We start from the raw sequence: 11,243 nt of genomic DNA, 5'->3' as shown, positions 1-11,243 counted from the left end.
ACGCTCAAGCTCTTTCACACGCTGCGCTTCGGCGGTGGTCACGCCGCCGCGAACACCGGCGTCGACCTCGTGCCGCTGGACCCAGCCCAGCAACGTCTGCGGCACACAGCCGATCTTCGGCGCCATCGACTCCACCGCGGCCCACAGCGATGGACACTCTCCGCGGTGCTCCTGCACCATGCGCACCGCGCGCTCGCGGACTTCAGGGGAAAACTTCGTGGACTTGTTCATGGCTCCATTCTCTCAAGAGTTGGAGCCTCCTCAAATCCCGGGGCGGTTCATCGTGACCAACGCGAACGAAGAAGATCTGACACACAGCATTTTTTACACCGCTGTCACCAGAGCGCGAGAACATCTACGTATCTTCTGGACGCCAGAAACCCAGCGAAAGGTGCTGGCGAATCTGCGCCGCACAGTCAATTCGAAAGATGTCCTGCTGCTTGCGTCGCGTCGTGGATTTATACCCGTGCGCTAGCCTGTTGGCGGCAAAGGGCGGTCCAACGCAACACTTCAATGGGGCCTTGCATCGCAAGACTATTCGGCGATATCCCTCCACAATGCCAACGTCGCAAGCAAAAAAGGAACAGGGTTACATCATGGCAGATATTTTGATTGACCATCTCAAGAAGAAGTCGGGAGAGCATGGAGCTCTCAAGACGCTGGCGAGCCAGTGGGACTTCGATGCCAAGCTCATCCCTAAGGCACTTCAAGCGGTCGGCAACCTGTTTCCACACTACAGTCGCCACGATGAGTCGCATAGCCGGCAAATTCTAGTCAACATTGAAAGGCTACTCGGAGAGTCAGTGTCGTTACTGACGGCGACCGATACATGGCTCATTCTCGAGGCGGCCTATTGGCACGACATTGGGATGGTCGTGCCCAAACAGGACCTTAGCGAGGAGCTTCAGAGCGAAGAGTTTCAGGACTTCCTTGCCAGCTTGCGGCAGTCCCCCCAGCACGATCTGTTTCGCTTTGCCTCGACGTTCGACCCGTCCGATCTGGCGAAGTGCTTCCTCGGCGCCGATACCCCGACAGATGCCGTGGCCCGCTTCAATGAATTGATGGCCGAGTGGTTCCGACGGAAGCATCCAGCGCGTGCCGAAGCTATGGTTAGGGCACCCTGGTCCAGCGCCGGCATCTCTTCGCCGCGCACCGAACTCATGCCCGCCCGGCTGTTTCGCGTGCTGGGGCGCATCTGCCAGATGCACGGCACCTCGTTTGAAGCCCTCTTGTCGGCTGACGGCCTGCCATTTAAAGAGGCGGGCATGGCCAATGAAGACTGCCACCCTCGCTTTGTGGCCTGCCTTTTGCGTATGGGCGACTTGCTGGACCTGGACGACAACCGGTTTTGCCCGGTGCTTCAACGCATTGCGGGAGATGACCGCCCCGCGACGAGCCGGGCTCACGAAGATAAACATCAAGCGATCAGACACCTGCGCATCGATCGCGATCGCATTGAAGTGAGTGCCGAGTGTCAGACGATTCCTGGCTACCTGGAGGCCTTTCGTTGGTTTGATTGGCTCAAACAGGAGACGCAGAATCAGATGGCGCATTGGCAGGAAATTGCGCCGAGCCGCGAGCTTGGCCTGCTGCCGACGCTTGGAAACCTCACGGTGACCCTCAGCGGCGATCTCCAGGTCTTGCAGGAGGGCCGTCGCCCGCAATTTGGGATCGATGAGAAGAACGTGATCGGCCTGTTGCAGGGCAGCAATTTATACAACAGTGCCTTTCCCTGTATCCGGGAGTTGCTCCAGAACGCAGTGGACGCCACGCTCCTCGGCATCTGGGCCAAGGAGTCGCGCAGCGCTTTGAGTGGCGAGTGGGCATCGCCGGCCGCCTGCGGACGCCTACAAACCGCTTCGCCGGTGAAAGTCGAGCTTATTGAAAGCGACGACCCCGCTGGAGAGGCAGGCAAAGCAACCTGGTTCCTGCGCATTACCGATGGCGGCACAGGCATCAGCAGTGCCGACTTGCTGCACATGCTGCGTATCGGCGGATCGCAGAAGAATGCCGCACGGCAGCGCCTCATCCGGGCGATGCCGGAATGGATGAAGCCGTCGGGAGCCTTTGGCATTGGACTTCAAAGTGCCTTTCTGCTCAGCGACTGCATCCGCCTCAAAACCAAAAGCGTCTTCAGCAACGAGACGCTGGAACTGGAGATGCACAGCCCCCTGGGGCCCAATGAAGGCTTGGTCGTGGTACGGCGGGTACCCAACGATGTCGCCCAAGCCTATGGCACCGCGCTCGAGATGAAATTGCGGCTGCACCGATTTGCGCAGAGTTGGCAGATTCCGGCCTTTCGGCGCGACCACGACAGCGTGGCCGCCCAGCTGGTCATGTCGATGGATCCGCTTTTGGATGACACTTTTCCCTACGACGCCGGAAAGATGGTTGATGAGGTGGTGGCCTTCGGAAAGAAGTCGCCGATTCGTGTGGCATGCGAGTTTGCGCCGCTGGCCGGGGAAAAAAAGTCGTTTTTGGCGGACAGCCTAGCGGCACCAGAGGAGGCAGGCGACTGGCGCTTTTTGCCGGACGCTAACGGGCATTGCGTGGAATTTCGGTACCGGCCGCATCGCGACCAGTCGGCGAGTCACCAGTCCCGATTCTTGTATCGGGGGCAACCTTTCAAATGCAATGCAGCCTACTTTCCCAATGTGTGGTTCGAGATCAACTTGCTGTCAGGAGCAGCCGGTACTTGGCTATCCGCCAATCGCGACGAGTTGGCGCCCAAGGCGGCGGACGAAATCGAGGCCGTTGCGCTGAGCGCGCTGACGCAGGCGGTCGAAGCCGATATGACGCGTTACCGCGAGGAGTCCGCCGCGCGGCCCGAGTATTGGGCCGACCTGTCACTGTTCCTGCATGTCATGGCGTTGAGTGAAGGCGAGCCCTGGAGAGGGCTCGCGGCACAGACCGGCGGAGCATGGAAGGACGTGTCGGTGATCGGCCAATCCATCCGGACATGTTTCGACCTCTCCGACTGGCTCTTGGGTACCGGGGCCGATGCCACCAGCGGCCCAGTTGAGCACTGCGATGTGTCTACCGGCAGCCCGTCCGGGGACGCGGTGCCCACGCTGGCGCTTCTCGCCTGGGAAAGGGAAAAAAACGGCTCGGTCCAGATTCTCGCCGTGGACGAACTCAATCCGGCATCCGCGAGCGCTGCCGGGCATCTAGGTACCCCCGCGGGCGTCGAACATACCATGCGGGAAACCCGGCGAATGAATCCCGTCTTGAGGTTTTCCCTCGATCCTCAACCGTACTACAGCGATGCCGCTTTCGCGCTGCATCTCATCAGCAACGCGCGCAGCATTGGGAATCACCGTTGCTTGGTGGCGATCAGAGACGCGCGATGGCTGCGCCTGGCGCTTCGGAAAGACTTCCAATTGCCGGCCACGTGGCTGATACGGCCCTGTGCCAGCAGTCCCACCGCGATGCTCTTACCATATCTCTTCACGAGCGGGGAGGTGCAGGTCACGCCATCCCAGCTGATGCGCCTGTGCGTGCGCATGCAGCCGCTTCTTGCGGTCGAGCTGACCATCGATGAGGTGCGGCACCTTTACGAGGATCTCATCACGTACATTGATGACGACCTCATGGCGGCATCGGCTTACGCTGCGCGCTGGCGGGCGGCGCGCAGCGGGGACGGTCACCGCGTTTAGTGGATAAGCGCGAAGCTGCGGTTACGCGTGTATCGGATCCGTCGGCCTGATTGAAGGTTGGTTGCTTGCCTTGGCCTCATGCGGCTGGAGCGAGCAGGGGCCAAGGTTGCCCCGATCGAATATCAGGATGGCGCGCTTCGGATTCGGGATACCCGTAGTCGTCACGGATGACGTCGATCAAGGCTAGGCATTGCCTTGCAACACCAGCCTCACTGGTCTGGGTCAATGCCAGGGAGAAAAGCCGCCTACGCAGTTCGTCCGCTGGCACTGGGAACAGGACAAGTGCGCCACTAAACTGTGCGGAAATCCGTTCGTCCACCGCGACTTCCTTGATGCTCATGTACAGCCCGTTACCCGACTGCCCTGTCCGAGCGTAGTAGTGGACCAGTGACAAGATGCTCTCCATATCAGACAGCATGAGCAGGGCGCGCTCGATGACTGAGGCGGATAGCTCTCGGCCCAGGCGATCCAGGAGCCCGACCATTTCGGTGCGGAAGCCCGGAACGTTCTTCGCAAGCTGTGCGAGATAGGCGCCGAGTACCTCGGTGTCCGTACGCCCGCTGCCGTCGAAGATGCCCTCCTGTAGCAGCCTAAGCAACGCTCGGCCCGAAGATTCGGTGCCGCGCGTGCGCAGGGCAGCGATCCATTCGTGCTCCTGAGCCAGTCCGGGAATGAGCGCCGCGAACTGCAACAGGACGTCCTCGACCTCGGGCTCTGCCGAGGCACCGAGCGATGCCAGCAATCCGCGCAACTGATATGGCTGCTTCAAATGGGGCTGATCCAGGGAGGCTACCTCGTCGAGCATCGCTGCAGGGCGCTCGGAGAACGCGAGCAACTCCACCCAGCGGAAAAACGCACTGTAGTTGTCACCCAACACCCAAGGCTTGGCCACGGATTCTGCGAACAAGGTCCGAATGCATGTTTGGATCGCGTCGGCCTGCAGGCGTTCGCCGGAGAGCGCCAGTGCGATGTACAGGTCCTGCCGCAAGTTGAGCGGTGCCGGAAGCTCGATCAACCGACGGACCAAAGCGCTAATGTCGCCACACGGCATGCGGAAGGCTGCCGTCGCCAACCGAATGGCATGCTGTTGCTCGCTATCCGCGCTACTTTCGACCAGAGACGCGACCACATCCAGAATCGACAGTGCCACGGGCGCGGGCTGCTGATCACGCAGGAGTCGTCCACGTCGCACCGTCATTTCCCGCAGGAAGGTGCGCGGAAAAGACGAGGGAGTGGTCACCGGATGCCGCTGTTCCCACAATTGCATCAACGCGGACGCCGCTTCGACGCCGAAGCTGGGATGAGGCAGATACTGGATCAGCAGCCTCTCTGTCTGCTCGGTGCCAATGGCGATGAAGGCGCGCTGATACCAGTTCGTCCAGGAGTGTCGCGCATCCGACGTCTGGTCGCGATAATCGGATGCGGCGAACGCGGCGCGTGAGATGTTCCAACGTCGAAGGTCTTCCGACAGCAGCAGGTCAAGCGGTTCGGCCAGCCTGGCATCGCCGACGCTGCCGATGGCGCGGGCAAGTTCCGCGAGCTGCGCCCGAGTGGAATTGAATGCATCCACCATTGTTGGCACCCAGCGCAACAACGTATCCACGAGCTGGCTCTTCTGCGCATCTTGCAGAATCGCGGGCGGGCGAATGGCGGAGTCCTGTTCGCGATGGGAGGCCAGCAGATTGGCGAACAGGGCGATTCGTCGCGGGTCAGTGGTATCGGCCCGCGCGAGCACTGCGGCAACCAAAGAACTGTAGGGGGCGGTGATGACAAGACCTTCCAGGAAGCGCTGTTGCTCTGCCAGGGGTCTCCTTGCCGTGGGATCACTTGCAGCCCGCGCGTCCAGCACCAGTTGTGCGTCGATCAGTCGACCGATCGAAACCGGACCGGCGATGCTGGCCGCGTTGCGCCTGGCGTTCTCGTCGAGGGCCGCATCGTTGATCATGCCGCTTATCGGCTCCTCGTCGGTGACGATATGCTGCTCCTGCACGAGCAGGTGGGCCCGGAACGGGATCTCAAGACCCTGTTTGATTCTCCGCACCAAGGCGGAGGCGACGACCGACGGATATCGTTCATAGGCCTGATACAGGGCGTGGTCCGCAGCGCTGGCGTGTACCTCCAACGCAGGATCGGCCAGCAACGTGAAGACCTCTTGCTCGGTGTCGATACCGTCCACGCCGCCATTCAACAAGAAGTGCAGCCTGTGTCCCGGATTCTGCATGCGTTCGAACGCGGCCCGACGTTCGACGGCCATTCGGGTGGCCACTGCAATGTTGTGGATCCCGGTCAAGGGATGTCTTGAAGCCAACTCCTGCCACAACTCCGGTGGCCCGTTTTGCAACACCCGGGCGGCTTGTTGGTCAGCTCCGCGGAAGTACAGGGATTCCACGACCTCCTTCTTCACATGCACGCTTGAATCGGTCTGTGCCAGTGACGCCGCGGTCAGCGCGCCTTCCATGCCGCCATGGTCGGCCAGCTCGCCGAGTAACTCGGCGCGAGTGGATTCCTCGAGCGTCGCCAGCCGGGTGCCGATATCAGGTAGCAGCGAGGGAGGAAACCGGCGTCCGGAGCGTGGGACGTCCAGATGGTTCCGATGCCCGGAATCGGCGAGCAACGGCCACAACAAACCGGCGAATTCCGGCCGGCCGCTGTTGACGATGAATCCGATGGCGCGGTCCACCTTGCCCGGCTGGTGCCAGCGCTGGAGGAACTTGGTCACTTCGTGTTCGACCCGGCGCCACACCGCCGGTGCGCGGTAGACGATCTCGGCTGCGAGCATGGGGTCGATCGACAGGCAGCGGACGATCGTCGCGGACACGGCATCCATGTCGACGCTGGTGCTCGATGCCATGCGTTCGCAGGCGAACAGGATCGATTCCTCCCATGGACGGACATCGAGGAACTCGATGGCGAGATGGTCGGCCGCGGTGGCGTCGCCGGCTGCCATGTTTCGCATGGCGTGCTCCACCGCGAAGGAGGCATACCATTCTTGGAACTGCTGATGCTGGAAGGAGTATCCCGCAGGTTCGCCGGATGATCGCACCAGCAAGTGTTCGGCGATCAGCGCGTCCAGCACCGTCATGGGCTGCGGTGCCGAATACGCAGAGATCTGGCCCTCGTCCGTTAGGCGGCACTGGGTTGCATGTACCGATGCCCTGGCCTTGTTGTCGGGAAGCGACGTATTGGCGGTGCGGGTGCTTTCGGTGGCGAGATCGACAAGGATCTCTCTCTCGTGGCCGAGGGTCGCATTGCGCAGCACTTCGGTACGATTGGCGATCTGATTGTGCTGCTCGACGAATGCTGCAAGGACGCCTTCTTTCGTCGTAGGTAGGCGGCTTCCGGGCGACAGGCGCAGGATGACGTTGAGGAACAGGGGCACGGACACCAGTTCCCTAAGTCCCGGGATTGCGTGGGCTTCCTCCAGCAGCGTCTCGCCGTCGGCGCCTCGCAGCGCGTTGGCGACCTGGCGTTGTTGTGCGTTGTCGAGCGGTTCGATCACCATCACCGTGGTGGCGAAGGGAACGGCAACGCTCAGGTTCCTCGAACTGATGACGATGCCCAATTTCGGGTAGTCGCGACGTAAATCCTCGAGCTCGTTGCGTGCTCGCCTGCGGGACGCGCCGTCGAGCTGGTTCCAGCCATCCAGCACGAGGGTGAGTTCGCCGGTATGGGCAAGGAGCCGAAGATGGTCTTGGCTATACGGACGGAACGCCTGACGATCAAGGATGCTCTCGAACAGCGACCGGGGCTGGGCCGACCAATCATCCAGCGGGATGAAGCTGGCCGCCGCGCCGCGCTTGTCGATGATCGCCTCGACCAGCTGCAACAACGTGGTGGTCTTGCCTGTGCCTGGCGGCGAGAGAATCACGATCTCGTTGAAGGCCTCGGTGGTGGCGGCCAAGTCGCGCACGGAAAACGATACCGTGTCCGCGTCGCCCTTCAGGCGGAGCTTCAATTCGATGGCGTGTTCGGGCCAGTATCGGGTCCTGCGGAAAGTCGCGGCATCTTCGCGCGCTGCCGCCAACAGGCCCGCTTTCAGCGCGATGAGGTCCTCGTCCACGGCGAGGTTGAACCGATGCCGGATGTCGATGCCATCGCCCGGATCAAGCAGGAAGCCGCGCCCCGGGGCGCCACCGGCCATTCCCGCCATCAGCGCATGGAAGGACCGGGCTTCTGCCTGCCGTTTCCAGGTCCGTAGGATTTCCGCGCTGAAGCCGCTGTCATCGGCGTCTATCGCATGCGCGTGATCCTGGCACAGCCATATCCCGTTGGACGCATCCTTGCGTTGCTCGGAGGTCAAGGCCGGGTCGTACCTGGGCCCTCCCGCAGACGCTGCAGTGATATGCGCTGCAACACCTATGTTGATCGCGCCGGTCCCGCTCTCGTCTGCCCCGGATGTCGGCTTGCCGCAACTGGGATGCGCGCAACGATGGCCCGCCTGCTTTGCCAGCAGGTTCTTGGTGGGCTGGCTGAAATCATCCCTCATCGCCATTCCCACCTAACAAAGAAGGCTCCTTGAGACCCGATTGGGGAGGCGTCGAGAGTGTGACCATCGATTTATAGTATGCCGGCAACATGTTGGTCTGCTCCTGGCCGATAGGCGCCGAAATCGAGAACCCCGGATCGATCAGTCTTCCAGAAGACGAGCAGCGGGATTCGACGTGGCACCGCCCGTCTGGAAGTACCCGATCACACTCGACACCGCACGGTGCTCAGTCAGTTGCATAATCGCCGGGAGTGAGACCCCTTGGCGGCTAGCCTCGGTCACGAACCCGGAGCGTAGGCTGTGCCCCCCAAAATCTCCCTCCAGCCCGGCTAAACGAGCGCGCCGCTGCACGATCTCGCCCACGGCGGCCGGCGACAGGGGAGGACCGACCCGGTGTTTCCACAGCCTCCTGAAGATCGCACCGTCGATGATGCCAGCGGCGCTCAACCACGCCTCCAACGCCTGCGCGGCGCGATCGAGAATCGGCTTGTCCGGCGTCGACGACTTGGTGACGCCGGCTTGCTGGGTTTTACTGTGTTCCAGGCGATAGATGTAGCCCTGCGGGCCGATGCGGCGTAAATCTCGAATGTCTGCTCCGGCGATCTCGCTGCGCCGACGTCCGCCACTGGCGAAACCGAAGCAGAGTAGGGCGCGGTCGCGCACGCCTTCCAGGCTGTCGTCACAGGTGGCCAGCATCGCCTCGAGTTCAGCCAAGGTGATCGCCGTCTTCTTGCGCGGCCGTTCGCCGCGTTTCACGGCTGCTCGGGCGGCACGGCTGAGCACCGTGCGGATCGCCGGTTGCTCGCACGGATTGGTCACGTGTTTCAGCCGGTGCGCGGTCGAGAGCACCGCCACGCGATGACGGACGGTCGCCAAGGTCCACGGCCCAAGCTTGGCTTTCAGGCCGGCGGCCACCAACGCCTGGTCGATAGCCGGCGGCAGCTCCCAGGCCAAGTCGCCGTCGGCCGACCGGCGCACCACGTGGTCGACCACGAACTGCAGCACGGTGGCTTCCGGCACCGGCAACGTGAACTCGACGCCGGTGCGTGCCGCGTGCCAGCCGGCCCAGTAGCGCAGGGCGCTGGCGTAGCTGCGCGTGGTGTTGGCCGCAGCCGCTTCCGCCAGCAGTTCACGCACGGCATCGGCGGCCTGCTGCGCCAGCTGGATCGGCAGCGCCAAGCTGGAGGCCGGCTGCGCAAAGGTCGAGATGGTGGAATTATCTTTCATATTATGTAATATATACTATGAAATAGGACGCCTAGCCACGATAATCATCACTTATCACCAGTACGTCAACCAGCGGGCAGGGCGCCAATCAGGGAGATACGCGAGATGGCTAGAGGCATCACCCAAGACCAGGTCAACGCCGCCGCCGATGCGCTGGTGACCGCCGGCGAGCGGCCGACTGTCGAGAAGATTCGTGCACGGCTCGGTACGGGCTCGCCCAATACCGTGACCCGCATGTTGGACACGTGGCGCGGTGAGCTCGCCACGCGACTGAGCCAGGTACTCGCTTTACCCGACGTGCCGGCGGACGTGGGGCAGGCGTTTACCGAGGTCTGGCGCCTCGCCATGGCTCAGGCCGGGTCGCTGGCGCAAGGCGCCCTCGCGCAAGAGCAAAATGCCCTCCTTGCCGCCCAAACGTCCCTCACGCAAGAACGCAAGATCTGGGAAATCGCGATTGCCGAAGCCCAGGGGCAAGCGCAGAGCGCGGCTCAAGCCTGTGAGGTCGCCGAAACACGACTGACGGACGTCCAACGTCTCGTGGAGCAACAGGCGGGCCAACTGGCTGAGCTGATTCAACAGCGCGATGGATGGCAGCGGCGAGCCGAGCAGCTGGATGGAGCATTCGACACGCACCAAAGCACCGTGGCCGCCGAACGGGAAGCCCGGGCGGCGCATGTTCGGGCCGTGGAGGACCGTGCACACGCGGAAATCGATCGGGCCCGAGAAGAAACCAAAGCCCTCCAGGCGGCGCTGCGGCAGAAGGAACGGGAAACCTCGGTGGTCGCCTCGCGGTTGGAAACAGCCATGGTGTCGGCTCGTGCCGCCGAGCACCTGGCCACCGAACACGGGGCGCGCGCGAAAACCCTGGAGCAGCAACTGGCGCGGATGGATGGCCTTCCGGCGGCGTTACTGGCGGCCCAGCACGCATTGAAAGCAAGTACGCAACGGGAAGTGGCGCTTCAAGCAAAGTTAGATAGCATTCCTGCGGACGCGAAGGTCAAGCCGGCGGCCAGGAAAAGAAAACCACGGAATGTATCGGGGGCGAGGGTGCCAGCTCGTGCGCAGACCACCGAGCAGCGGCCCAACAAGTAACTCCACCAACAGCCCGGCGTCACCCTCATAGCCTCAACTTATTCATCGATATGCCGATGTCCTTGTAAATATAGCGGGGATCGAAATGCGAAACCACGAACAGGGCGTTGCCGACAAATTCAACGCGTTTCTGCGTCGCGCCGGAGAGCGCCAAGGCATTGCTGTGCATGACTTCAGCCTGGGTGGGCAAGACCGCGACGCGGGCGCTGATTACCTCTTGAGCGATGCATCGCGTTTCGCGCTGGTCGAGTTCAAGTTCCGCGAAGCCGACATTCGCGATGAAGTGGACAAGCCACGCCGGCGGGCACTATGCCAATCGCTACCGCGGCGACCTGACATGGAACAACGCCACGACCGATGTCATTTCATCGTCTGGAGTGACCCTCATAGGCAACGAATCATCGCCAATATCTACCGTAAAGAAGTATGCAACTGCAGAATCTTTGGCCATGCAGCCAAGCTAGAAGATTTAGAAGCCGAAGTCGCATCACGAACGGTTGCGGAACAATTTGCTCAAGAGTTCCTGGATACTGGTCTTAGCCTGCGCTCCCTCGATCTGCTCAATTTCGAAGCGTACCTAAAATGGCTTATGCAGGACGTGAGTGGCGCATCAGCTTCTACTCTGGAATTGCTCGCCAGCGACCCGTCGAGACCTAACGAGTAAAAAGAGACTTCCTCCCCTTTCGGCCTCGAGGGCCATGATGGTGATGCTGGTCAACCGTCACTCGAAGAGGAAGTCTCCATGAGCACTATAACCATTGGCGTGGATTTGGCGAAGAGCG

7 protein-coding genes are annotated in these 11,243 nt (G+C 61.8%); 4 read left to right on the top strand and 3 right to left on the bottom strand.

All coding sequences use genetic code 11. The annotated features are described in order from the left end of the window. Nucleotides 1-231: transposase (locus ACFPPB_RS19800; protein WP_377330303.1), on the bottom strand; the 231-nt coding region annotated here is incomplete at its 3' end. On the opposite strand from ACFPPB_RS19800, the gene ACFPPB_RS19795 reads away from it, so the two are divergent. Further along, nucleotides 230-475, top strand: coding sequence for a hypothetical protein (locus ACFPPB_RS19795; RefSeq protein ID WP_377330301.1), 246 nt, complete (start codon nt 230-232; stop codon nt 473-475). The two genes, ACFPPB_RS19800 and ACFPPB_RS19795, sit on opposite strands and share 2 nt — an antisense overlap. 121 nt (nt 476-596) lie before the next feature. After that, a complete protein-coding gene (locus ACFPPB_RS19790; protein ID WP_377330299.1) occupies nt 597-3,656 on the top strand; it encodes an HD domain-containing protein in 3,060 nt (1,019 codons plus the stop codon). Nucleotides 3,657-3,732: 76 nt separating this feature from the next. Here ACFPPB_RS19790 and ACFPPB_RS19785 read toward each other — a convergent pair whose 3' ends face one another. Beyond that, nucleotides 3,733-8,142 (bottom strand): NACHT domain-containing protein, encoded by a 4,410-nt coding sequence (locus ACFPPB_RS19785; protein WP_377330297.1) that lies wholly within the window; start codon nt 8,140-8,142, stop codon nt 3,733-3,735. A 141-nt stretch (nt 8,143-8,283) separates the two neighbouring features. Continuing rightward, nucleotides 8,284-9,369, bottom strand: coding sequence for a site-specific integrase (locus ACFPPB_RS19780; protein WP_377330295.1), 1,086 nt, complete (start codon nt 9,367-9,369; stop codon nt 8,284-8,286). Nucleotides 9,370-9,474: 105 nt separating this feature from the next. Here ACFPPB_RS19780 and ACFPPB_RS19775 point away from each other — a divergent pair, with 105 nt between their 5' ends. Together ACFPPB_RS19775 and ACFPPB_RS19770 are read left to right on the top strand one after the other, a co-directional pair. Beyond that, a complete protein-coding gene (locus ACFPPB_RS19775) occupies nt 9,475-10,461 on the top strand; it encodes a DNA-binding protein (RefSeq protein ID WP_377330293.1) in 987 nt (328 codons plus the stop codon). An 85-nt stretch (nt 10,462-10,546) separates the two neighbouring features. Next, nucleotides 10,547-11,125, top strand: coding sequence for a hypothetical protein (locus ACFPPB_RS19770; protein WP_377330291.1), 579 nt, complete (start codon nt 10,547-10,549; stop codon nt 11,123-11,125). The last annotated feature ends 118 nt before the right edge of the window (nt 11,126-11,243 follow it).

The organism is Rhodanobacter terrae, from assembly GCF_042657005.1.
Classification (GTDB): domain Bacteria; phylum Pseudomonadota; class Gammaproteobacteria; order Xanthomonadales; family Rhodanobacteraceae; genus Rhodanobacter; species Rhodanobacter terrae.
The sequence above is the reverse complement of the archived record's forward strand: the minus strand, read 5'-3'. Positions and strand labels throughout refer to the sequence as shown.